General features: G+C 68.2%; 20 protein-coding genes. 11 read left to right on the top strand and 9 right to left on the bottom strand.

What is annotated here, in order from left to right; all coding sequences use genetic code 11:
• Positions 1-56 precede the first annotated feature (56 nt).
• Positions 57-1427 carry an MFS transporter gene (locus tag LGN10_RS05825; protein ID WP_226222191.1) on the top strand — a complete coding sequence of 457 codons (1371 nt, stop codon included), beginning with the start codon at positions 57-59 and terminating at the stop codon, positions 1425-1427.
• An 88-nt stretch (positions 1428-1515) separates the two neighbouring features.
• Positions 1516-2865, top strand: coding sequence for an MFS transporter (locus tag LGN10_RS05820; protein ID WP_226222188.1), 1350 nt, complete (start codon positions 1516-1518; stop codon positions 2863-2865).
• Here the strand turns inward: LGN10_RS05820 and LGN10_RS05815 are convergent.
• On the bottom strand, positions 2862-3662 hold the full coding sequence (locus tag LGN10_RS05815; protein ID WP_089465786.1) for an SDR family NAD(P)-dependent oxidoreductase: 801 nt from the start codon (positions 3660-3662) through the stop codon (positions 2862-2864). The two genes, LGN10_RS05820 and LGN10_RS05815, sit on opposite strands and share 4 nt — an antisense overlap.
• A gap of 132 nt (positions 3663-3794) precedes the next feature.
• On the opposite strand from LGN10_RS05815, the gene LGN10_RS05810 reads away from it, so the two are divergent.
• Together LGN10_RS05810 and LGN10_RS05805 are read left to right on the top strand one after the other, a co-directional pair.
• Positions 3795-4754 carry a GlxA family transcriptional regulator gene (locus tag LGN10_RS05810; protein ID WP_124859070.1) on the top strand — a complete coding sequence of 320 codons (960 nt, stop codon included), beginning with the start codon at positions 3795-3797 and terminating at the stop codon, positions 4752-4754.
• 71 nt (positions 4755-4825) lie between these two features.
• On the top strand, positions 4826-5974 hold the full coding sequence (locus tag LGN10_RS05805) for an epoxide hydrolase family protein (RefSeq protein ID WP_226222186.1): 1149 nt from the start codon (positions 4826-4828) through the stop codon (positions 5972-5974).
• Positions 5975-6078: 104 nt separating this feature from the next.
• Here the strand turns inward: LGN10_RS05805 and LGN10_RS05800 are convergent, their stop codons facing one another.
• Positions 6079-6570, bottom strand: coding sequence for a 2,4'-dihydroxyacetophenone dioxygenase family protein (locus tag LGN10_RS05800; protein ID WP_050010988.1), 492 nt, complete (start codon positions 6568-6570; stop codon positions 6079-6081).
• Positions 6571-6696: 126 nt separating this feature from the next.
• Positions 6697-7647 carry a LysR family transcriptional regulator gene (locus LGN10_RS05795; protein WP_185716478.1) on the bottom strand — a complete coding sequence of 317 codons (951 nt, stop codon included), beginning with the start codon at positions 7645-7647 and terminating at the stop codon, positions 6697-6699.
• A 105-nt stretch (positions 7648-7752) separates the two neighbouring features.
• On the opposite strand from LGN10_RS05795, the gene LGN10_RS05790 reads away from it, so the two are divergent.
• The gene (locus LGN10_RS05790) at positions 7753-9108 is read left to right on the top strand and encodes an aspartate aminotransferase family protein (RefSeq protein WP_089465787.1); all 1356 of its coding nucleotides are present in this window, start codon (positions 7753-7755) and stop codon (positions 9106-9108) included.
• Between the two features lie 49 nt (positions 9109-9157).
• Positions 9158-10675: a CoA-acylating methylmalonate-semialdehyde dehydrogenase gene (locus LGN10_RS05785; protein WP_124658124.1), complete on the top strand. Its 1518-nt coding sequence runs from the start codon at positions 9158-9160 to the stop codon at positions 10673-10675.
• A gap of 95 nt (positions 10676-10770) precedes the next feature.
• On the opposite strand, the gene LGN10_RS05780 is transcribed toward LGN10_RS05785, so the two are convergent.
• Entirely contained in the window at positions 10771-11145 is a 375-nt protein-coding gene (locus tag LGN10_RS05780) for a hypothetical protein (RefSeq protein ID WP_027782957.1), read from the bottom strand.
• A 302-nt stretch (positions 11146-11447) separates the two neighbouring features.
• Positions 11448-12248: a helix-turn-helix transcriptional regulator gene (locus LGN10_RS05775; RefSeq protein ID WP_226222184.1), complete on the bottom strand. Its 801-nt coding sequence runs from the start codon at positions 12246-12248 to the stop codon at positions 11448-11450.
• A gap of 132 nt (positions 12249-12380) precedes the next feature.
• Between LGN10_RS05775 and LGN10_RS05770 the strand changes: the two genes are divergently transcribed.
• Positions 12381-13787: an APC family permease gene (locus tag LGN10_RS05770; protein ID WP_060310994.1), complete on the top strand. Its 1407-nt coding sequence runs from the start codon at positions 12381-12383 to the stop codon at positions 13785-13787.
• Positions 13788-13859: 72 nt separating this feature from the next.
• Complete coding sequence (locus LGN10_RS05765; RefSeq protein WP_226222181.1) at positions 13860-14969, top strand: P1 family peptidase; 1110 nt, start codon at positions 13860-13862, stop codon at positions 14967-14969.
• A 153-nt stretch (positions 14970-15122) separates the two neighbouring features.
• Here LGN10_RS05765 and LGN10_RS05760 read toward each other — a convergent pair whose 3' ends face one another.
• Together LGN10_RS05760 and LGN10_RS05755 are read right to left on the bottom strand one after the other, a co-directional pair.
• Positions 15123-15335, bottom strand: coding sequence for a hypothetical protein (locus tag LGN10_RS05760; RefSeq protein ID WP_059574472.1), 213 nt, complete (start codon positions 15333-15335; stop codon positions 15123-15125).
• Between the two features lie 136 nt (positions 15336-15471).
• Positions 15472-17655 carry an FUSC family protein gene (locus LGN10_RS05755; RefSeq protein WP_226222178.1) on the bottom strand — a complete coding sequence of 728 codons (2184 nt, stop codon included), beginning with the start codon at positions 17653-17655 and terminating at the stop codon, positions 15472-15474.
• A gap of 199 nt (positions 17656-17854) precedes the next feature.
• Between LGN10_RS05755 and LGN10_RS05750 the strand changes: the two genes are divergently transcribed.
• A complete protein-coding gene (locus tag LGN10_RS05750) occupies positions 17855-18802 on the top strand; it encodes a LysR family transcriptional regulator (RefSeq protein ID WP_226222176.1) in 948 nt (315 codons plus the stop codon).
• A 110-nt stretch (positions 18803-18912) separates the two neighbouring features.
• On the opposite strand, the gene LGN10_RS05745 is transcribed toward LGN10_RS05750, so the two are convergent.
• Positions 18913-19215: a DUF4148 domain-containing protein gene (locus LGN10_RS05745; protein ID WP_226222169.1), complete on the bottom strand. Its 303-nt coding sequence runs from the start codon at positions 19213-19215 to the stop codon at positions 18913-18915.
• A gap of 215 nt (positions 19216-19430) precedes the next feature.
• Complete coding sequence (locus LGN10_RS05740; protein ID WP_226222167.1) at positions 19431-20573, bottom strand: porin; 1143 nt, start codon at positions 20571-20573, stop codon at positions 19431-19433.
• Between the two features lie 337 nt (positions 20574-20910).
• Here LGN10_RS05740 and codA point away from each other — a divergent pair, with 337 nt between their 5' ends.
• Positions 20911-22152 (top strand): cytosine deaminase, encoded by a 1242-nt coding sequence (gene codA / locus LGN10_RS05735; RefSeq protein WP_226222165.1) that lies wholly within the window; start codon positions 20911-20913, stop codon positions 22150-22152.
• Between the two features lie 166 nt (positions 22153-22318).
• Positions 22319-23653 (top strand): chloride channel protein, encoded by a 1335-nt coding sequence (locus LGN10_RS05730; protein ID WP_226222162.1) that lies wholly within the window; start codon positions 22319-22321, stop codon positions 23651-23653.
• The last annotated feature ends 155 nt before the right edge of the window (positions 23654-23808 follow it).

The following is a 23808-nucleotide window of genomic DNA, read 5'->3' as shown; positions in this document are numbered from 1 at the left end:
CACGCCCTCGGAGACTGCTGCGCGCTCGACATCGCGCGGCCCGTTTGGAGAGAGACATGCCCCAATCGCTTCCCGCCGAAGCGACGCTCGCGCACGCGAGCGCTTCGGCTTTCGTATCCGACTCCGCAATCGGCGACGCGCTGCTGTTCCGCAAGATCGCGTGGCGGATCGTTCCGTTCCTGTTCCTCTGCTACGTCGTGTCGTTTCTCGACCGCATCAACATCGGCTTCGCGCAGTTGCAGATGAAGCACGATCTCGGCTTCAGCGATGCGATGTACGGCCTCGGCGCCGCGGTGTTCTACGTCGGCTACGTGTTCTGCGAAGTGCCGAGCAACATGCTGCTCGCGCGGTTCGGCGCGCGCCGCACGTTCACGCGGATCATGCTGCTGTGGGGCCTCGCGTCGACCGGGATGATGTTCGTGTCGCAGCCGTCGCATTTCTACGTGCTGCGCTTCCTGCTCGGCGTGTTCGAGGCCGGCTTCTTCCCCGGCATCGTGCTGTACCTGACCTACTGGTTTCCCGCGAACCGGCGGGCGGCGGCGATCTCGGTGTTCTTCGCGGGCGTCGCGGTGGCCGGCGTGCTCGGCGGGCTGTTGTCCGGCTGGATCATGCGCGACATGAGCGGCGTGCTCGGGCTGCACGGCTGGCAGTGGATGTTCGCGATCGAAGGCGCGCCGGCGATCCTGCTCGCGTTCGCCGCGTTCACGTTGCTCGTCGACCGGCCGCGGGACGCCACGTGGCTGACGGCCGACGAAAAGGCGCGCGTCGCCGCGCTGTGCGCCGAAGGCCGCGTACACGGCCACGGCAGCACACCCGGCAGCGCGCACGACGGGCGCAGCGTGATGGCCGCGCTCGCGAACCCGCGCGTGTACCTGTTCGCGTTCATCTATTTCTCGCTGACCTGCGCGTCGCTGACGCTCAACTTCTGGATGCCGCTGATGATCCGCGACTTCGGCGTGACCGACGTCGTCGCCGTGAGCCTCTACACGGTCGTGCCGAATGCGGTGGGCGCCGTGGGGCTGGTGCTGATCGCGCGCCGCTCGGACCGCACCGGCGAGCGCCGCAAGCACTTCGCGTGCTGCACGATCGGCGGCGGCCTCGCACTCGCGGCGCTGACGCTGCACCTGCACAGCTTCGCTGCGATGCTCGCGTGCCTGTCGATCGCGGCGACGCTGATCTTCGCCGCGCTGCCGATCTTCTGGGCCGTGCCGACCCGCTACCTGTCCGGCAACGCGGCCGCGGCCGGGATCGCGCTGATCAGCAGCATCGGGATCACGAGCGGCATCGTCAGCCCGTGGGTGATCGGGATGATCCGCACGCGCACGGGCAGCATGGATCTCGCCGTGTACCTGCTCGCCGCGCTGCTGGTCGCGAGCGGCGTGGCGCTGATGCTCGGCGTGAAGGGAGAAGGCGCGCGGCGCACCTGAGCCACGGCCGGTCGCCGTCGGCGGGCGGCGGCGACCGGCGTAGCGTTTCCTGTCCGGCCCGTATTCGCATCTATCGAGGAGACGATCGATGTCAATCCCCCTGCAAGCGGACGCCGCGCACGCGGTTACGTCGGGTTCCGCAGCGTCCGGCAACGACGCGCTGTACCGCCGCATCGGCATGCGGATCGTGCCGTTCCTGTTCGTCTGTTACATCGTGTCGATCCTCGATCGCAGCAACATCGGTTTCGCACAGTTGCAGATGCGGCAGGATCTTGGCCTGACCGACGCGATGTACAGCCTCGGCGCGGTGCTGTTCTTTGTCGGCTACGTGCTGTTCGAGGTGCCGAGCAACGCGCTGCTGCGCCGCTTCGGCACGCGCCGCACGTTCGCGCGGATCATGGTCCTGTGGGGCGCGGTGTCGGTCGCGATGGTCACCGTCGACAGCGCGAAGCAGTTCTACGTGCTGCGCTTTCTGCTCGGGCTGTTCGAAGCCGGCTTCTTCCCGGGCGTCGTTTTCTACCTGACCTACTGGTATCCGGCGCGCCGGCGCGCGTCGGTGCTGTCGATCTTCTATGCGGGCGTCGCGGTGGCCGGAATGGTCGGCGGCCTGCTGTCGGGCTGGCTGATGCGTGGGATGGCCGGCGTGCTCGGGCTGCACGGCTGGCAATGGATGTTCGCGATCGAGGGCGCGCCCGCGATCCTGCTCGGTGTGATCGCGTGGTTCTGGCTGTGCGACCGCCCCGAACACGCGCGCTGGCTGTCCGACGATGACCGGCACCGGCTCGCGGCCGACCTCGCGGCCGATCGCGCGGATGCGCCCGCGCACGCGGCTGCTTCGCTGCGGCAGGTGCTGGCCGAGCCGCGCACCTATCTGTTCGCGTTCATCTATTTCTCGCTGACGACCGCGTTGCTGATGCTGCTGTTCTGGATGCCGCTGATGATTCGCGAATTCGGTATTCACGACGTCGTGCACATCAGCCTGCTGTCGATCGTGCCGAACGCGATCGGCGCGGCCGGACTGATCGCGATCGCGCGGCGCTCGGACCGCAAGGGCGAACGCCGTTGGCATTTCGCCGCGTGCGCGTTCGGCGGCGCGGTGGCGCTCGCGTTGCTGACGCTGCACCTGCCGAGCATCGTCGCGATGATGGCGCTGCTGTCGATCGCGGCGATGCTGATCTTCGCCGCACATCCGGTGTTCTGGGCCGTGCCGTCCGCGTATTTCGCGGGCGCCGGCGCGGCGGGCGGGATCGCGCTGATCAGCAGCATCGGCGTATCGAGCGGGATGATCACGCCGTGGATCGTCGGCGTGATCCGCACGCGTACCGGCAACATGGATTCGGCGATGCTGATGATCGCCGGATTGCTGGCCGCGTGCGCGGTCGCGATGCTGGTGGGCGTGCGCGCCGCCCCGCGCGGCGCGGGCCCCTCCGGCAACTAGCGCGCCGCGGTGTAACGCGGCGCGGGCGTATCGGCCGACAAATGCGGCGCCATCGTGCGGCGCGCGGCCTCGTACGCCTCCCATTCGTCGCCCGCGTGCAGCGACGGGATCGTCACGAGTTCGCCGCGATCGAACCCGACCAGCGCCGCATCGACCATGTCCTGTGCGCTCATCACGATTTCCTTCGGCAGATGCTCGAGCGGCAGGCCGCCCGTCTGCCAGAAATCGGTGGCTGTCGCGCCGGGCAGCACGGCCTGCACCTGCACGCCCTTGTCGGCGAGCTCGTGATGCAGCGACTGGCTGAACGCGAGCACGAACGCCTTGCTGCCGCCGTACACGCCGTTCAGCGTTTCCGGCGAGATCGCGACGATCGACGAAATGTTGATCACCGCGCCGCGGCCGCGTGCGACGAAGCCGGGCACGGCCGCATAGGTCAGCCGCGTGAGCGCGGTCACGTTCAGGTCGATCATCCGCGTCATCGCGTCGACGTCGCTGTCGAGCAGCGGCGCGTGCGTGCCGACGCCCGCGTTGTTCACGAGCAGCGTGATGCTCGCGTCCTGTTTCAGCTTCGCTTCGACGGCGGCGAGCGCCGCGCGGTCGTTGAGGTCCGCGTCGACGATCTCGACGCTGCGCCGCGTGTCGTTCGTGATGCGCTCGGCGAGGGCGTTCAGCCGGTCGCGGTTGCGCGCGACCAGGATCAGGTCGTAGCCGCGGCGCGCGAGGCGGTCCGCGTAGACGGCGCCGATGCCCGACGACGCGCCGGTGATGAGGGCGGTACCGCGATGTGCTTGCGTCATGATGTGCTCCGTTTCGATGAGGGTGGCCGGATGGCGTGAACGCATTCTGGCCTCGACGCGCCGCGACATAAATGACGTAGATGGGTATGATTTCGGACATCGGGCCAATCGGCACGCGACCGGAGAGCGCATATGCACCGAATCGGCTTCTTGATCAGCGACGGTTTTCAGATCATGGCGCTCGCCGCGCAGTCGGTGTTCGAGTACGCGAACATGGGGATGGACGCGCCGTTCTACGCGATGGACAACTATTCGGTCGACGGCGGCGACGTGCGCTCGTCGCTCGGGCTGCCGGTCGCCACGCGCGCGCTGCGCGGGCGGCTTGGCGTCGATACGTGGATCGTCGCGGGCGTCAACGATCCGCTTGCCGCGCCGGCGCCGGCTGGCGTCGTCGCGTACCTGCGCCGCGCGCATGTGCATGCGCGGCGGATCGCCGGCATTTGCACGGGGGCGTTCGTGCTGGCCGAGGCCGGGCTGCTCGCGCAGCGTCGCGCGACCACGCACTGGGCGTTCGGCCGCGACATGCAGCGGCACTACCCGGAGATCCGCGTCGAGGACGACCGGATCTTCATCGTCGACGGTCCGATATGGACGTCGGCCGGGATGACGGCTGGCCTCGATCTCGCGCTCGCGATGGTGGAAAAGGATCTCGGCGCCGACGCCGCGCGCTCGGTCGCGCACAAGCTGGTGATGCATCAGCGCCGGGCCGGCGGCCAGTCGCAGCATTCGGAAATGCTTGCGCTTGCGCCGAAATCCGACCGGATCCAGAACGCGCTCGACTACGCGCGGCAAAACCTCGGCCGTGCGCTCAGCGTCGAGGAACTGGCCGAGGCCGTGCACCTGAGCCCGCGCCAGTTCAGCCGCGTGTTTACGCTCGAAACCGGGCAGTCGCCCGCGAAGGCGATCGAGCGTCTGCGGCTCGAATCGGCGCGGCTGATGATCGAACAGAGTCGCCATCCACTGGACGTGATCGCGAAGGAGAACGGTTTTCGCGACCGCCGGCACATGCGCGACGCGTTCGTGCGCGGGTTCGGCGTGCCGCCGCAGGCGTTGCGGCGCGACGCGCGCACGGACGAACGGGAAACGCGCTGACGCACGCCGTCGCCAGCGCGGGTCCGAAAAAGCGCGCAGAATCGCGTCGACATGTTTCGCGAGGAGACGCGATGCGCGCCGAGCCGTTCGATATTGCGATACCCGATCAAGCCCTTGACGACCTGCGTCGGCGCGTGCGCGACAGCCGCCCGCCGAACCTCACACCGGCCGAGCCCTGGCAGCAGGGCGTCGACGGCACGTGGCTGCGCGAACTGGCCGCGTACTGGGCCGACGGCTTCGATTGGCGCGCGGCGGAACGTGCGCTGAACCGGCTGCCGCAGTTCGTCGCGGACGTCGGCGGCCAGCGCGTGCATTTCGTGCATCGGCGCGGCACGGGGCCGAAACCCTATCCGCTCGTCGTCACGCACGGCTGGCCCGGTTCCGCATTCGAATTCCACGCGCTGATCGACCGCCTGTGCGATCCGGCTGCGTTCGGCGGCGATCGGGACGACGCATTCGACATCGTCGCGCCGTCGCTACCGGGCTTCCTGTTTTCTCCCGCACCGGCGGCGCCCGGCACGTCAGCGCTCCAGGTCGCCGACTGCTGGGCGGAATTGATGGCCGGCCTCGGCTACCGACGGTTCGGCGCGCAGGGCGGCGACCTGGGCGCGGGCGTGTCGGTCGCGCTCGGCGCGCGGCATGAGGGCGTGGTCGACGGCATCCATCTGAACTACCTGCCCGGCAACTACGAACCGCCGATCGACGCGGCGCGGCCGCTGACCGACGACGAGCAGGCGTTCCTGAAGCAGCGCGGCGAGTGGGCGGCGCTCGAAGGCGGGTACGCGCACGTCCACATGACGAAGCCGCGGACGCTGGCCGTCGCGCTCAACGATTCGCCGCTCGGGCTGGCCGCGTGGATCGCCGAGAAATTCCGTGCATGGAGCGATTGCGACGGCGATGTCGCGCGGCGGTTTTCGCACGACACGCTGCTGACGGGCATATCGCTGTACTGGTTCACCGGCTGCATCGGCTCGTCGATGCAGATGTATTGGGAAAACCGGCTGCAGCCGATGCGGTTTGCGGCCGGGCAACGCGTGGCGGCGCCGGTCGCGTTCGCGCGTTTTCCGAAGGAGATCAGCCGCCCGCCGCGCAGTTGGCTCGAACGTGTGTTCGACGTCGCGCAGTGGACCGACATGCCGAGCGGCGGCCATTTCGCCGCGATGGAGGAGCCGGATCTGCTGGCCGACGATATTCGGCGGTTTTTCCGGCGGTTTCGGTAACGAGCGGGGTGGCCGGCGAAGCGGGCCGGCGGCCATTCGGGTAATCGGCCACGGCACCGCCGCGCGGATCGCGCGGCGCCGACGTCGCCTGTCTTGTCGCGTAGTTACCGCGTCACGAACGCCGTGGCCGCATCTGGCGCCGTCCGTGCATGCTTGCGCTGGCGCAGCAGCGCGACGCGGCAGTTCTCGCGCGCCGTTTCGCGGCCGTCGTCGTCGAGCAGCACGAGGTCGCCGCGCATCACGTTCAGCGTAATCACATCCTCACCGGGTGCGCCGAGCGTTTCCGGCGTATGCACCGAGCCGGCCGGTTCGAGCACCGTCGAACCGGCGTGCGCGACCCAGTCGTATTCGCGGTAGCGCCACGCCCCCTGCAACGTATGGACGAACACCTCGCCGTCGTGACGGTGGCGCGGCAGCGTACCGCCGGCCGGCATCTTCAGCAGCGCGGTGAGCGTGTCCTCGGCCGCATTGATGTGCAGGTACTTGATCGCGAGCCCCGGCAGGTCGGCGCTCATCGGCAGCCACGGCAGCGCGTCGCCGGGCAGGCACGAGATCGGCGGCAGGTCGGTGGAGAGCGGGGCGGACGGCTGCGTCATGGCGGAAGGCGGCGTGGAAACGGAAAGAGGTTGGCATTATCGCAGAGCGTCGCGACGCATTTCGTCGCGCGCAGGCGGACGCGGCCGGGCCCGGGCGGCGACGGGGCCTGACCGAGCCGGAAGCCGCTACGCCGCCGGCCGCACCGCCGCATGCGCGGCTTCGAGGCACGACTGGAACAGCAGCGCGGCCCGCGACGGCCGCGGCGAGCGCCGCAGCAGGCTCACGAACCGGCACCGGTAATTGAACCGGTGCGGCGCGACCGGCTGCATCAGCCCCTTGTTTTCAAAACTCTCCGCGTAGTGATCGGGCAGGAAGCCGAGATAGCGGCCGGACAGGATCAGCGTCGCGATCGATTCCTGGTCCGACGCGGTCGCGCTGCGGGTGAGCTTCGCGCGATGGCTCAGTTCCATGTTCGGCGAATGGAAACCGAGCCCGGCGAATGCGTGGTGGCGGATCGTCGTCCACGTGAGCTTGCCGTGCGGCGCGTCGAACAGCGGATGCTGGCGGCCGCAATAGAGCAGCATCCGTTCGTCGAACAGCGACGAATACACGAGGCTGCCCGAGTTGCGGTGCGCCGGAATGATCCCGACCTGATAGCTGCCGTCGATGATCCCGCGCTCGACCTCGTTGATCGACGCGACGTGCAGGTTCAGCGCGACGTCGGGCGCTTCGTCCGCGAATTGGCGGATCGCGTCGCCCAGGCGCGCATGCGGATTGGTGGCCGTCTTGTCGAACACTGCGATGTGCAGTTCTCCGCCCATCTTGTCGTGAATACCGTCGATCCTGCTGCGAAATGCTTCCATCGACGCGAGCAGTCGCAGCGTTTCCTCGTACACCGTCTGCCCCTCGGGCGTCAGCGTGAAGCCCGCGCGGCCGCGCCGGCACAGCACGAGGCCGAGCCGGGTTTCCAGATCCTTCACGTGCCGGCTGATCGTCGAGATGCCGATATTCAGTTCCAGCTCGGCCGCCGCCATCCCGCCGCACTGCACGACGCCCTTGAAGACCCGCAGCAGGCGCAGGTCCATGTCGCTGAGCTGCCCGAGCAGCGCGCGGCTCTTCGGTTTCTTTGCTTGCATCGATGAGCAAGTGAACATTGATATTGCGATATTCAAAAGACTAATTGGCGTCCCGACAATGTGCAACATCATTACCAGGAGGAGGGGCGCGCCGCGCCGACCGACATGACCGACATCACCACCGCCCAGCACGACGAAATCAACCTCCGCACCGACGCCGCGTGGCTCGATGCGCACTGGATGCCGTTCACGGCCAACCGCCAGTTCAAGGCCGATCCGCGCCTGATCGTGTCGGGCAAGGGCGCGTATTACACCGACGCCGAAGGCCGCAAGATCTTCGACGGCCTGTCGGGCCTCTGGTGCACGGGCCTCGGTCACGGCCGCACGGAAATCGTCGAGGCCGTGAGCCGCCAGGTCGCGCAGCTCGACTACGCGCCGGCCTTCCAGTTCGGCCATCCGAAATCGTTCGAGCTCGCCAACAAGATCAAGGAACTCACGCCGGCCGGCCTCGACTACGTGTTCTTCACGGGCTCGGGCTCGGAAGCGGCCGACACGTCGCTGAAGCTGGCCCGCGCGTACTGGCGCGCGAAAGGCAAGGGCACGAAGACGCGCCTGATCGGCCGCGAGAAGGGTTACCACGGCGTGAACTTCGGCGGCATCTCGGTCGGCGGGATCGGGCCGAACCGCAAGCTGTTCGGCCAGGGCCTCGACGCCGATTTCCTGCCGCATACGCAACTGGCCGAGAACAAGTTCTCGCGCGGCATGCCGGAGCACGGCGCCGAGCTGGCAGACCGCCTGCTCGAGCTGATCGCGCTGCACGACGCATCGAACATCGCGGCCGTGATCGTCGAGCCGTTCTCCGGTTCGGCGGGCGTGGTCGTGCCGCCGAAGGGCTATCTGAAGCGCCTGCGCGACATCTGTACCGCGCACGACATCCTGCTGATCTTCGACGAGGTGATCACGGGCTTCGGCCGGGCCGGCGCGATGACGGGCGCCGACGCATTCGGCGTGGTGCCGGACATCATGAACTTCGCGAAGCAGGTGACGAACGGCACGCAGCCGCTCGGCGGCGTGATCGCGACGAAGGAGATCTACGACACGTTCATGGCCGCGGGCGGCCCCGAGTACATGCTCGAGTTCCCGCACGGCTACACGTATTCGGCGCACCCGGTCGCCTGCGCGGCCGGCGTCGCGGCGCTCGACCTGCTGGTGAAGGAAGACGCGGTGGCCCGCGTGCGCGATCTCGCGCCGCATTTCGAGGCGGCCGTGCACGGGCTGAAGGGCCAGCGCCACATCGCGGACATCCGCAACTACGGGCTGGCGGCCGGCCTGACGATCGCCGCGCTGCCGGGCGAGCCGGCACGGCGCCCGTACGAAATCGCGATGCGCTGCTGGGCGAAGGGCTTCTACGTGCGCTACGGCGGCGACACGATCCAGCTCGCGCCGCCGTTCATCGCCGAGAAGCGCGAGATCGACAACCTGGTCAACGCGCTGTCCGATGCACTGAACGAAGTCGACTGAGCCACGGCTCGCCCGCAGCGACAACCGAATTCACGATAGAGCCCGAACCATGAAACACGACAGCAATGTGACCTCCACCGTCGGCCACCTGATCGACGGCAAGCGTGTCGACGGCGGCAGCCGCGTCCAGCCGGTGTTCGACCCGGCCACCGGCGAATCGCACAAGAGCGTCGCGCTCGCCGACAAGCCGACCGTCGAAGCCGCGATCGCGTCCGCGCAGGCCGCGTTTCCGGCCTGGCGCAACACGCCGCCGCTGAAGCGCGCCCGCGTGATGAGCCGCTTCAAGACGCTGCTCGAGGAGCACGCGGAAGAACTGTGCGCGCTGATCACCGCCGAGCACGGCAAGGTGCTCGCCGATGCGATGGGCGAACTGCAGCGCGGGATCGAGAACGTCGAGTACGCGAGCTACGTGCCCGAGCTGCTGAAGGGGGAGCACAGCAAGAACGTCGGCCCCGCGATCGATTCGTGGAGCGAGTTCCAGGCGCTCGGCGTCGCGGCCGGCATCACGCCGTTCAACTTCCCGGTGATGGTGCCGCTGTGGATGTGGCCGATGGCCGTCGCGTGCGGCAACACGTTCGTGCTGAAGCCGTCCGAGCGCACGCCGTCGTCGACGCTGCGCATGGCCGAGCTCGCGCTCGAAGCCGGCCTGCCGCCGGGCGTGCTGAACGTCGTGAACGGCGACAAGGAAGCGGTCGATACGATCCTGACCGATCCGCGCGTGAAGGCCGTGAGCTTCGTCGGCTCGACGCCGATCGCGGAATACATCTATTCGACCGGCTGCGCGCACGGCAAGCGCGTGCAGGCGCTCGGCGGCGCGAAGAACTTCGCGGTCGTGATGCCGGATGCCGATATCCCCAACGCGGTGAACGCGCTGATGGGCGCCGCGTACGGCTCGTGCGGCGAGCGCTGCATGGCGATTCCGCTCGTCGTCGCGATCGGCGACGAAACGGGCGACCAGGTCGTCGCGGGGCTGAAGGCCGAGATCGAGAAGATGAAGGTCGGCCCGGGCAACGGCGCGGGCGTCGACATGGGCCCGCTCGTCACGCAGCAGCATTTCGAGAAGGTCACCGGTTTCGTCGAGGCGGGTGTGGCGGCGGGCGCGACGCTCGTCGTCGACGGTCGCGGCGTGAAGGTCGACGGCCATGACGGCGGCTATTACCTCGGCCCGTGCCTGTTCGACAACGTGAAGCCCGGCATGCCGATCTACCAGCACGAGATCTTCGGGCCCGTGCTCGGCGTGATCCGCCTGAAGTCGCTCGACGAGGCGATGGCGCTGATCGATGCGCACGAGTACGGCAACGGCACGTGCCTGTTCACGCGCGACGGCGAAGCGGCACGCTACTTCAGCGACAACATCCAGATCGGGATGGTGGGCATCAACGTGCCGCTGCCGGTGCCGGTCGCGTATCACTCGTTCGGCGGCTGGAAGCGTTCGCTGTTCGGCGATCTGCACGCGTACGGCCCGGATGCCGTGCGGTTCTACACGAAGCGCAAGACGATCACGCAGCGCTGGCCGTCGGCCGGCGTGCGCGAAGGAACGGTGTTCAGCTTCCCGTCGAACCGCTGAGCTGACACGCGCACCGGCTGCATCCAACCGGTGCGACCTGCGGAACTGCCAGGGCCCGCCCCGATCGCGCGATCGGCGGCGGGCTTTTTACGTGCTTACGGCGCTACCACGTGCCACACGTTCTTGAAGTTGTCGCCGTTGCGCTCGCCCTGTTTCATGTCCTTCGAGAAGAAGTACAGCGGCTTGCCCTTGTACGCCCATTGCGGGCTGCCGTCGTCACGCTTGACGATCGTGTAGGGCCCGACCGGTACGTCGGTCGCGCTGGCCTTGTACGGCGGCCACAGGGTTTCGCATGGGCCGGTACAGGCGCTGGTGCCGGCGTTGGGCTTGTCCTTGTCGAACGTGTAGACGGTCATCCCGTTCGCGGCGACGAGTGCGCCGTTTTCTTCCTTCGTGATGGAACCCTGGGCCGTGGCCGAAGCTGACGCAATGGCGAGCAGGGCGGAGCTGACGAGCAGCGCGGCTTTCATGAGTGCCTCCTGATAGTCCGGTGAGCGGCCGCGATCGCGCACGGGCGAGCGTGCGCCGGAATCGCGATGAATGGTGCCGGAGCACGGCGCCGTCGCCACCCGCCCGCGCGAGCGAGCGACCCGGGGCGAATGGCGGCAAACGGGCGCCTTCTTCACGATAGGCGGTTTTTGGCGACGCTGCGAGAAGATCGGGGGGCATATCGGCGGCACGTAGGGCGCGCGCAACGGCGCGACGATCGTCGTCATGCGTCGGTATTCGGCGTCCGTCCCCGAGCCCGGCTCGCGCGTGCCGGCCGACGCACTCATCCGGCCGCATCGTCCCCCAGCGCCTGAATGAAGCGCGAAAACAGCTCCGGCTGCGACGAAATCCCGAGCTTCGCGTACACGTGCCGCCGATGCACCTTCACCGTTTCGGGTGAAATCGCGAGCCGCTCGGCGATCGCCTTCGACGAATTGCCGCGCAGCACCATGCGTGCGATCGACATCTCTCGGTCGGTCAGCACGCCCGCGCCGAAGCGGGCGAGCGCCTGCTCGACGCGCGCGCCGAGATCGGCATCGGGCGTCGTGCGCGTGGCGTCGCCCACCAGCCGCCAGTGCTGCCGGATGACCGCGAGCACCCACGGCATCGCGGCCGTCAGCTTGCCGAGCGGCTCGACGTCGAAGCGCGCCGATGCACCGAGCGACAGCGACAGCAGCGTATCGGCATTCGGCCGCACCAGAATCTGGATCTCGTCGTCGCCGACCGCGTCGCGGAAATAGCTCAGGAAATACTCGCTCTGCCGAAACAGGTCCGGCGCGACTTCCTCGAGCCGGTAGCAGCCGTCGGCGAGCCCGTCGTGCGCGGCCTGCAGGAACGGATCGAGCAGATATAACCCATTCAGGTAAAGCGGCACCGGCGACGCGGTATCGGTGCCGCCCGTGTCGTATTCGTCGAGCACGAGCGGCACGCCGTCGCGGCCGACCGCGGTCGCGAGCGCGTTGTCGAACGGCGCCATTTCGTTGAGCAGCAGCACGAGGAACCGCCAGAAGCGCGGCTGGCCGAGATGATCGATTGCGCGGCCGAGCGCCTGGTGCATCGTGATTTCGGAAAAGAGACGATCCATACCACCACCGGAAGGGCGTAACACGAAGGGGGAATAGCGGTCCTGAAATTGGCTTCCTAGACTGCCACGCAATCAATCGGGCCCGAGTATGGGTGTTCAAAAAAACGCGGCACAGGAACATTGGAGAACGAAATGGCGATGATGTCGGAATCCACGGGCACGCTGCAAGCGGCCTCTGCAACGGAAGACGCGCCGCGCGCGCTGTCGCAGACGCTCAGCGTGCGCGACGCAGTGATGATCACCGTATCGGGCGTGACGCCGGCCAGCTCGATCTTCGTGATCGCGCCGTTCGCGATCCAGCAGGCCGGCAGCGGCGCCGTGCTGTCGTTCGTGCTCGGCGGCGTGCTCGCGCTCGCTTTCGCGCTCTGCTATGCGGAACTCAGCGCCGCGCACCGCAGCGCGGGCGGCGAATACGTGATGGCCAAACGCGTGTTCGGCACGCTGCCCGGCTACCTGACCTTCATCACGGTGCTGTCCGTCAGCGTGTTCATCCCGGCGGTGCTCGCGAGCGGCGCCGCGCCGTACCTGAACAACGCGCTCGGCACGCACTTCGGCAACCAGTCGGTCGCGCTGACGATCGTGCTGCTCAGCTATCTGCTCGGCATGCTGAACATCAAGACGAATGCGTGGATCACCGGCGCGTTCCTGGTCGTCGAAATCGGCGTGCTGATGTTGATCGCGGGCCTCGGTTTCGGCTCGCCGCAGCGCGGCGCCGACGTATTGATCGCACCGGTCGTCGCGAGCGGCAATGCGCTCGCGCCGGCCACGCTCGCGGCCATCGTGCCCGCGATCGGCACCGCGATCTTCTGCTACAACGGCTTCGGCTCGGCCGCCTATCTCGCGGAAGACCTGCGCGGCGGCAACCGCAACGTCGCGAAGGCGGTGATCTATTCGCTGCTCGTGATCCTCGTCGTCGAACTGGTTCCGCTCACCGCCATCGTGCTCGGCGCGCCGTCGCTGACGGAACTGACGAAGAGCGCCGACCCGATCGGCTATGTCGTGCGCTCGCTGAGCAATCCGGCCGTGTCGCGCGTGGTCAGCGGCGGGATCTTCCTGTCGGTGTTCAACGCGATCATCGCGATCGTGATCACGATGGGCCGCCTGCTGTACAGCAGCGGCCGGCATGCGCTCTGGTCGCGCACCTGCAACCGCGCGTTCTCGACGATCCATCCGCGCCTCGAATCGCCGTGGCTCGCGACGATCGCGCTGGCCATTCCGTCGGCCGGGCTCGTGTTCGTGTCGAGCCTCGACGAACTGACCGCGTTCACCGTCGACCTGCTGCTGCTGATCTACCTCGTCGTCGGGCTGGCCGCGCTCGCGAGCCGGTTCGTGCGCCGCGACGTCGAGCATCACTACCGGATGCCGCTGTGGCCCGTGACGCCGCTCGTCGCGGTGGCGGGCGCCGCGTATACGCTCTACACGACGCTCGCGACGGCGACGAAGCCGACCGACCTGATCATCATCGCGGGGCTGCTGGTCGCGGCGCTCGCGATGTACGTGGCCTGGGCGCGCCACAGCGAAGCATTCCGCGCGCTCTGAGCACCGGATCGACATCTTGCAGCACCGAAACATCGAACCATTGAAAGATTGAAAGACTGGAGGAATCGCATCATGCGCACGAGGGATCTCGGCATCCGCATCGGCCTCGGCACGCCCGGCCGCTTCAACGCGATCACGGACGTACCGGGCGTGCGGGTCGGACACTGCACGCTGAACGTCGAGGACGGCGACGCGTCGATCCGCACCGGCGTCACCGTCATCGAGCCGCGCGCGGGCGCCGCGCACGATTCGCCGTGCTTCGCGGGCGTGCACGTGCTGAACGGCAACGGCGACGCGACCGGGCTCGAATGGATCCGCGAAGCCGGCCTGCTGACGACGCCGATCGCCTATACGAACACGCACAGCGTCGGCGCGGTGCGCGACGCGCTCGTCGCGAATGAGCGCGAAGCGGCGGCCGGGCGCGTGTACTGGTGCATGCCGGTCGTGATGGAGACCTACGACGGCCTGCTGAACGACATCTGGGGGCAGCACGTGAATGCCGCACACGTCTTGCAGGCGCTGGCCGCCGCGCAGTCGGGGCCGGTCGCCGAAGGCGGCGTGGGCGGCGGCACGGGCATGATCTGCCACGAGTTCAAGGGCGGCATCGGCACCGCGTCGCGCGTGCTGGCGAGCGATGCGGGCGGCTGGACCGTCGGCGCGCTCGTGCAGGCGAACTACGGCGTGCGCGAGATGCTGCGCGTGGCCGGTTATCCGGTCGGCGAAGTGCTGCGGCACGTGCATTCGCCGTTTCGCGAATCCGAAGCGAAAGGCGAGGCCGGCATGGGCTCGATCGTCGTCACGATCGCGACCGATGCACCGTTGCTGCCGCATCAATGCACGCGTCTCGCGCAGCGCGCGGGCGTCGGGCTCGCCCGCGTCGGCGGCGGCACCGAGGATTCGAGCGGCGACATCTTTCTTGCGTTCGCCACCGGCAACGACGGCTTGCCCGCGGCGAACTACGGCAGCAAGGGTATGCCGACCAGCGGCGTGCGGATGGTCAACAACGACCATATTTCCGCGCTGTTCGTCGCGGCGGCCGAAGCGGTGGAGGAGGCGATCGTGAATGCGCTGGTCGCGGGCGGCGACGTCGAGTCGCGCGGGGCGCGGGTCGAAGGGATCGGGCCGGCGCGCTTGCTGGATGCGTTGCGCGAAGTGGGCTGGCGGCCGGGGCGTGGCGCGTGAGACGGCAAGCGCCGCTTCAATCGAAGCGGCGTAGCGCGGGACGGCGATGCGGCGACCGGCCGGACCGCGATCGGCCGGCCCCCCGTCCGCCCGCGCATGTCATGCATGCGGTGTGGGCGATGCGGGCCTGGCCGTGACGAGGTCGCGTCATGCTCAACTGCCGAAATAGATGTTGCAGAAGCTGACGGGGCCGACGCACGCGTTCGGGTCCTCCTGCTTCGATTGCGCACGATCGACGCGACCGGCGGCCTGGACCGCCTCGGCGCGGTTCGCCTGTTGCGGTGCGGCGTCTGCCGGCGCCGGCTGCGCGTGGGCGACGGCAGCGGTGAGCGACAGGGCAACGAGGGCGAGGTGCAGCGGCTTCATTTTGTTTCTCCTGGGTGAGTGCCAGTCTCGCTGGAAGTGAGGAAACTATAGGCTCGCACTGCTTAAAGATTAATCACCGGGGCTGTAGAGCTTATTTCCATCCGAAACAACGATCCCGTTGCGCGCACATCCATCCTCAATGGCGGTGCCGGTTGAACGGCGCGTCCTTGTCGAGCAGCGCGCTGCGCATGAAGTGCAGGCAGCCGACGATTCGCTGCATGTTGCGGCGCGCGTCGGGCACCGCGTACCACGCCTGCAGCGCGTGCTGCGCCGCGCGGATCGCGAGATTCACGGATTTCAGCGTGCGCGCATGGCGGGCGGGTGTCGGATCGTCGAAGAAGCGCGGCAGTTCGAGCAGCACCGCATCGATCGAACCGGTCCAGCGTAGCGTCTGCGGCGGTTTCGACGCGCGGAACGCGTGCACCTCGTCGCGCAGGTCGATCACGGCGTGGCCGACCTCGAGCGTCGACAGCATCCAGCGCAGTGCATCGCGATGCTGCCGCGTGCGGCGCACGAGCAGCGTACGCAATTGCGCCATCAGGTCGTGCGTGCTCGACTGGAAGCGCTGCGCGAGGCCGTTCGGCGCGCCTTCGCACGCAAGCGTCACCTGGCGGCGCAGGTCGTGCGCGATCCGGCCGGTGAGCCAGGGCATGTGGGTGGGGAACACGACGGCGAACACGAGCGAGCATGCGAGCATCGCGACGACGACCGCCAGCCCGTTGTTGATCAGCACTTCCGGCGTATACGCGATCGTGTTGTCGGGGCCCGCGAGCAGGCAGAAGAACACCGCGAAGCCGATCCCGTAGCCGGACAGGCCCGGCCGCATCGCGAGAAACGCGCCCAGGCCCAGCACGGGAGCCAGCACCGCGCACAGCAGCGGGAAGCCGTCGATGTTCGGATAGACGTAGCACAGGAACACATAGCCGACCGCGGTCGCGAACGCCGCGCCGACGCCCATCTGCGCGACGAACTTCGGCGCGCGCGGCGAGGTCGAGCTGAGTGCGCACGCGATCGCGGTGGCGATCACCGCGAGCGAGCCGCTCGGCCATTCGGACGCGATCCAGAACGCGCTCATCGCACCGACGGCGATCACCGTGCGCAGGAACGCGAAACCGACGAAGAACGAATTGGTTTTGACCGCGTAATGCGTGACCGAGCGCTCGAACGCGTGATCGTCCTGGTCGAGCGACGCGTAGGTGTCGACGTAGCCGAGATATTCGCCGATGAACCGGTACAGCAGCTCGATCGCGGTATCGAAGTCGAGCAGGCCGCCGGCCGCGTGGTCTTCGAGCGCCCGGCGCGACGCGCGCGCGGCCTTCGGCAGCGCGCCATGGAAGCGGCGCAGGTCGAGCAGCGCGCCGGTGGCCGGTGCGATGCCGCGCTGGCGTTCGTCGCGCAACGCGGCGAAGCGCAGCGCGAGCGCGTCGACGTGCGGCGCCAGCGCTTCGAGCACCGCGTCCGAGCGATTCGCGCGCAGCCGCTTGACGAGCTGGTGCAGCGCATGCAGCCGCGTGCATGCGTTCATGAACTCGCTGTTCAGCCGCGCGAGCCGGCGGCTGCGCGCGCGAATGTGCGGATCCTCGAACGACGCGAACGCGCGGTTCGCTTCGAAGCCGACGATGTCGTCGACGAAGTCGGCGAAGCGCCGTTCGAAATCGCCGCGTGCGACGTCGCCCGCCAGTGCGCCGGCCGTGAATGCCGCGAACGTCGCGTGGCGTGCGCTCAACGAACGCATCAGCGCCTTCGCGGAACTCAACGGCAGGATCAGCGCGCTGACCGCGCCCGAGCACGCGATGCCGAGCGCGACTTCCGCGGCGCGCGTGAGCGCCGACTGGAACAGCGTCTGCGGCGTCATCACGGCCGGCAGGCCGATCAGCGCGGCCGTGTAGCCGGCGAGCACGAAACCGTACCAGCGGAAGTGGCGGTTGCGCACCGCGAGTGCGATGCAGCCGCCGATCCACAGCGTGATGCCGGCCATGTACAGCTCGGGCTGCTGCGCGAACAGCCCGCCGAGCGCGAGCGCGCCGACGAGGCCGGCCGCCGTGCCGAGCACGCGGTAGAAGCTCTTCGCGAACACCATCCCCGACAGCGGCTGCATCAGCACGAACACGGTGGTCATCGCGGTGCGCGGCTGCGACATCTCCAGGCGCATCGCGATGCCCATCGCCAGCAGCGCCGCGAGCACGGTTTTCGCGAGGTGCAGCCAGATCAGCCCGTCGGTCGCGGCCCAGTCGCGCGCCGCGTTGCCGAGTGGATCGAGCCATGCTCTCCATCGTGCGGGTTCGATGGAAGGTCGCTCGATCGCAGGTTGTGGCTTCATGAAAAGAGGGCCCAGGGCCGACCGCGCAAGGTGCCGCGGTACGCCCGAACGGGTCCGTTCGACGGGTGAGGCGCCGATTGTAGGAGTGCGGCGCCCGCGCATTAACGCAGTTGCGGGGAAACGATAGTTGCAGCCGGAGTAACAATCTGTCGCATTCGGTGGAGGAAAATGACGGCTCCGCTACAGGTTGCTCACAGGAATGGATACCCTACAAAACATGCGGGTGTTTTCGCGCGTCGTCGAGACGGGCAGCTTCACCGCGGCCGCGCAATCGCTGAATTCGACCACGGGCGCGATGTCGCGCGCGGTATCGGAGCTCGAGGCGCGCCTGCGCACCCGCTTGATGAATCGCTCGACGCGCCGTCTCGCGCTCACGTCGGCCGGTGAAAACTATCTGCGGCGCTGCCGCCAGATCCTCGCCGACGTGGACCGCGCGGAAGAAGAGGCGAGCTGCGCGCACGAGCGCCCGGCCGGCGTGCTGCGCATGCACAGCTTCGCGAGCGTCGGCCATCACTACGTATTGCCCGCGCTGACGCGCTATCACGCGCAGTTCCCGGACGTCTCGATCGAGCTGTCGCTGTCGCAGCGCATGCCCGACCTGTTCGACGGCACGAGCGACATGGCCGTCGTCACCGCGTCGTCGCTGCCCGACTCGGAGCTCGTGTCGCACCTGCTCGGCTCGACGTTCAGCATTCTGTGCGCATCGCCCGATTACGTGAAACGGCACGGCGCGCCGGCCCGCCCGCGGGATCTCGCCGCGCACGCGTGCCTGACGCTGTGTACGCCGGCGTTCCCGACGCACGAATGGGTGCTCGAAGGGCCCGAAGGCGTGGAGCAGATCCACGTCACCGGGCCGGTGCAGACCAATACCGCCGAATCGCTCGCGCTCGCGATCCGCGACGGCATCGGGATCGGCATGCTGCCGGTGTATTCGGCGATCGACGCATTGCGCGACGGCACGCTCGTCCGTGTGCTGCCCACGCATATCCTGCAGAAGATGAACGTGCATGCGCTGTACCCGTCGCGCCGCTTCGTCGATGCGAAGGTGCGGACCTGGGTCGAGACGCTGCGTGCGCAGGTGCCGGGGATGATCGCGCGCGACGTCGAGATGCTGAACGCGATCGACCGCGAACCGCAGGCCGCCTGAACGCAGGCCATCGGAACCCCGCGCGCGCATCGGCGCGCGGCGGGTTGTTTCATGTCAATGCCGAAACCGCGTCGCTCGCCATGCATGCTGGATGCGAACGACGCGCGCCGTCACAGCGCGGGCTTGGCCGCCGCGCCCGATTCGGTTGCCGGCTCGCCGGCCGGGCCGTAAGCGGCCTGCGCCGCTTTCCTCGCGGCGACACGCTTCGCCTGCAGTCGTTCCTGCGCGGCCAGGATGTCGTCCGGATAGTTGCCGACTTCACCGCGCGCCGGGTTGTAGCCGACCGATTCGAGATCGATCAGTTCCTGCAGCACCTGCGCGCGCGTGATGGGCGACTTCGCCTGCTGGGCGAACGACAGGGCCGGTGCGGCGAGCAGGACGGCAGCGGCGGCGGTAACGACGAGCGATTTCACGAGGTTCTCCTGAATACGGGGTGGGTGACCGCAGCGGCGCGTGACGCGCGGCTGCGACCTTCGACGTCAGTCTACGTAGCGCTGCCACGCGCAAACACCCCGATTCCAGGAGGGCTGCTTTCCAGAAGAAACAACATTGACGGCGTGGCCCGCGGCGATCGCGCCCGTGAGCGAACATGGGCGCAGCGCAGGCGGGCGACGTGACGCGATGCCGGTCAGAACCGCGTGCGCATGCCGATCGTGCCGACCACCTGGTTCGCCGTGCTCGATGCGCCGCCCGACGTGTTGATGAACGCGTGGTAGCCGCGGCCGGACGCATGCTGGAACATCGCTTCCGCGTACAGGTCGGTGCGGCGCGACAGCTTGTACACGGCCTGCAGGTTGGCCTGATGCCATTTCGGGTCGGTGCCGTGCTTGCTGTCGGGATTCGACACGCTGGCGTCGGTATAGACATACGCCGCGCCGACGCTGACGGCCGGCGTGACCGCATAGCGCACGTTCACGTCGTAGTTGTTGAACGCGATCTGGCCGCTGGAGCCGAATGCACCCGTGTTGTCGTACTGCGAGCGCGTGTAGACGAAGCCGACGGTCGCCGGGCCGAACACGTAGCCGACGCCGCCGCCGTAGGTGCGCATGCGGTCCGAGCCGATCGACCAGCCACCCTGGTTCAGGCTCTTCGCCTCGGCCGAATCGAGCGCGCCCGGGCTCGCGCTCGTCGAGCCCTTCGTGCCGTTCATCTGCAGGTACGCGCCGGCCAGCTTCAGCGGGCCGTTCGTGTAGCTCGCGGCCACGCTGTACGCGCGGTTCGCGCTGAAGCTCGCCGAGTTGGAGAATGCGTACAGCGCGCCGACCTTGAAGCCCGCGATCGTGTCGCTCGTGTACTTGACCGCGTTGCTGATGCGCAGCGAGTGGTTCAGGTTGTCGTTGTCGAACGGATGCGCGAAGCCCGTATCGCCGAAATCGCCGGCCGTCGCGGACAGCGGCGCGACGAAGTCGACCATCGTGTCGTACTGGCGGCCGAGCGTCAGCGTGCCGTAGCCGGCCTGGCCGAGGCCGACATACGCGTGACGGCCGAACAGCTTGCCGTCCTGGCCGAGCCCGCCGTTGTTCGCGTTGAAGCCGTTTTCGAGCACGAACAGCGCCTTCAGGCCGCCGCCGAGATCCTCGGTGCCGCGCAGGCCGAAGCGGCTGCCGTTGATCGTGCCGGTCGTCATGCGCCATTGCGACCCGCCGTTTGCGTTGTTGGTATAGGCGATGCCGGCGTCGATCAGGCCGTACAGCGTGACCGAGCCTTGCGCGTGGGCGAGCGGCGCGAACAGGGCGGCGGCGCCCGCGCCGGCGATCAGGGTTTTTTTCATCGTGAAGCTCCTGCGTGTGGGACTGGAAACGAAAGTTCGGCGCAAGTATAGGAATGCGCGGCGTGCGCAAGGGCGTGGCGGCCGCGAGCGCACCGTTCCAGATCCGGCAAGAGTCGTTCACAAAACCGACACGCCGTGTGGCGCGCGCCGGGCAGGCGGTTCTTGCGTGACGACCGGCGAGCGGCGTCCGTCCGGCCCAGCCCGGCTGTCGTGCCGATGCAACATGCACGGCACGTGCGCGCGTCGCCGCTTTTCCTCCATACTGGTCGTCCGGACCGCACGGACGCCGACGCAGATCGCGCGGCCGTGTTCATGCATACGACCAGAGGCCTCCCCCATGAACCTGTTCAACGTACGCCTGCGTGGCCGCGACGGCCTGTTCACGATCGGCATCGACGCCGGCACGATCGCGCGCATCGACGCGCAAGCCGCACCGATCGCGTCGACGAATCCCGACCATATCGATGGCGGCGGCCGTCTCGCGATTGCGCCGCTCGTCGAGCCGCATATCCACCTCGATGCCGTGCTGACGGCCGGAGAGCCCGCGTGGAACATGAGCGGCACGTTGTTCGAGGGCATCGAGCGCTGGGCCGAGCGCAAGGCGACGATCACGCACGACGACACGAAGGCGCGCGCGCATGCGGCGATCGGCATGCTGCGCGACCACGGGATCCAGCACGTGCGCACGCACGTCGACGTGACCGATCCGACGCTCGCCGCGCTGAAGGCGATGCTGGAAGTGAAGGACGAGGCGCGCGGGCTGATCGACCTGCAGATCGTCGCGTTCCCGCAGGAAGGCATCGAATCGTTCGACGGCGGCCGCGCGCTGATGGAGCAGGCGATCGAGCTCGGCGCGGACGTCATCGGCGGGATTCCGCATTTCGAGAACACGCGGGAGCAGGGCGTCAGCTCGATCCGCTTCCTGATGGATCTCGCGGAACGCACGGGCTGCCTCGTCGACGTGCACTGCGACGAGACCGACGATCCGCATTCGCGCTTTCTCGAAGTGCTCGCGGAAGAAGCGCGTGTGCGCGGCATGGGGGCGCGCGTCACCGCGAGCCACACGACCGCGATGGGTTCGTACGACAATGCGTACTGCTCGAAGCTGTTCCGGCTGCTGAAGCGAGCGGGGCTGAACTTCATCTCATGCCCGACCGAGAGCATCCATCTGCAAGGGCGCTTCGACACGTTTCCGAAGCGGCGCGGCGTCACGCGGGTCGCGGAGCTCGACCGTGCCGGGATCAACGTGTGCTTCGGGCAGGATTCGATCAAGGATCCGTGGTATCCGCTCGGCAACGGCAACATCCTGCGCGTGCTCGATGCGGGCCTCCATATCTGCCACATGATGGGGTATCAGGATCTGCAGCGCTGTCTCGACTTCGTGACCGACCACAGCGCGACGACGATGCATCTCGGCGATGGCTACGGCATCGCGGTCGGGCGGCCGGCCAATCTCGTCGTGCTCGACGCGGACAGCGACTACGAAGCCGTGCGCCGGCAGGCGAAGGCCACGCTGTCGATGCGCCACGGGAAGATCATCATGCGGCGCGAGCCGGAGCGCATTACGTATCCGGATTGACGAAGCATGACGGGCCGCCACGGCCCGTCATGCTTCAAATAGTCGGAAAATGCATGAGTTGATCAGAAAAATACGTTTGTCTCATGATGGGCGCACGCCTACGATGCGGTTCTGACGATGGCGCGCGTATTGCGCGCCGTCCCTTCGATCCTCGTTCGCCGACCCCATGCGCCTCGATCTTCCATCCGCTCCCGCTTCGTCTTCGCCGGCCGCCAGCCCGTTCGCGCGCATGGCCGTCGTCACGGTCCTGACCGGCATCGGCGCGGGTCTCGGCGGCATGCTGCTCGCGTTGCTGCTGCATGCGATCCAGCACGTCGCGTACGGCTACAGCATCGCGCACGTGATCGGGTCCGAGAGCTTCCTCGCTGGCGTGACCGCGGCCGATCCGCTGCGCCGGCTCGCGGTGCTGGCCGTCTGCGGACTCGTCGCCGGCGGCGGCTGGTGGGCGCTTTACCGGTATGGCCGGCCGCTCGTCAGCATCCGTCGCGCGGTGTGCGCGGCCGATCCGCGGATGCCGTTCGTCAGCACGACGGTTCACGCGCTGCTGCAGATCGTCACCGTCGCGCTCGGCTCGCCGCTCGGCCGCGAAGTCGCGCCGCGCGAGATCGGTTCGCTGCTCGCGGGGCGGTTTGCCCATGCGGCGGGACTCACGCCCGACGATTGCCGGCTGATGGTCGCGTGCGGCGCCGGCGCGGGGCTCGCGGCCGTCTACAACGTGCCGCTCGGCGGCGCGATCTTCGTGCTCGAGGTGCTGCTCGGCACGTTCGAGCTGCGTGCGCTGATCGTGGCGGTCGTGACGTCCGCGATCGCGGCGATCGTCGCGTGGATCGGCCTCGGCAACGAGCACCAGTACACGGTGCCGGCGTTCGTGCTGAGCACGCCGCTCGTCGCATGGTCGGTCGTCTGCGGGCCGCTGTTCGGCTTCGCCGCGTACGGTTTCGTGCGGCTCACGACCGCGGCGCGCGCGAACACGCCGAAGGACTGGCGGCTGCCGGTGTTCGCGCTGCTCAACTTCGCGGTGATCGGCTTGCTCGCGATCGGGTTTCCGCAACTGCTCGGCAACGGCAAGGGCCCGGCGTCGCTGGGCTTCGACGGCACGCTGACGACCGGTCTTGCCGCGGCGTTGCTGGTGCTGAAGGTGCTGGTCGAAGCCGGCAGCCTGCGGGCCGGCGCGGAAGGCGGGCTGCTGACGCCGGGTCTCGCGAACGGCGCGCTGCTCGGGGTCGTGCTCGGCGGGCTGTGGAGCGCCGTATGGCCGGGCGCATCGCTCGGCGGATGCGCGCTGATCGGCGCGACCGCGTTTCTCGCCGCGTCGATGCAGATGCCGATCACGGCCGTCGTGCTGATGCTCGAATTCACGCGCGCGAATCACGACTGCCTCGTGCCGATGTTGCTCGCCGTGGCCGGTTCGCTCGTGGCGTACCGGTTCGCGCAGCGGGTGGCGGAGGGGCGTGCGCGGGCGATCGCAGCTGTCAGCACGCTGGAGGCGGTTGCCCGCTAGCCGGGCTCACGGCCGGCCACATCCAGGGTACTGGCGAGCGCGACGAACCGCACCACGACTTGGCGTGTTCGGCGGGCGTCGCATGGATACTGGAAGGGCACGGGGCGCGCGCGTAATTCCCTTTTGAAGTGGATTAGAACCGAACATCTCGCGGT

The sequence above is a fragment of the Burkholderia sp. AU32262 genome, assembly GCF_020419985.1.
In the GTDB taxonomy this organism is placed as follows: domain Bacteria; phylum Pseudomonadota; class Gammaproteobacteria; order Burkholderiales; family Burkholderiaceae; genus Burkholderia; species Burkholderia semiarida.
Note: the sequence above shows the minus strand (reverse complement) of the source record. Positions and strands in the feature narration are given on the sequence as shown.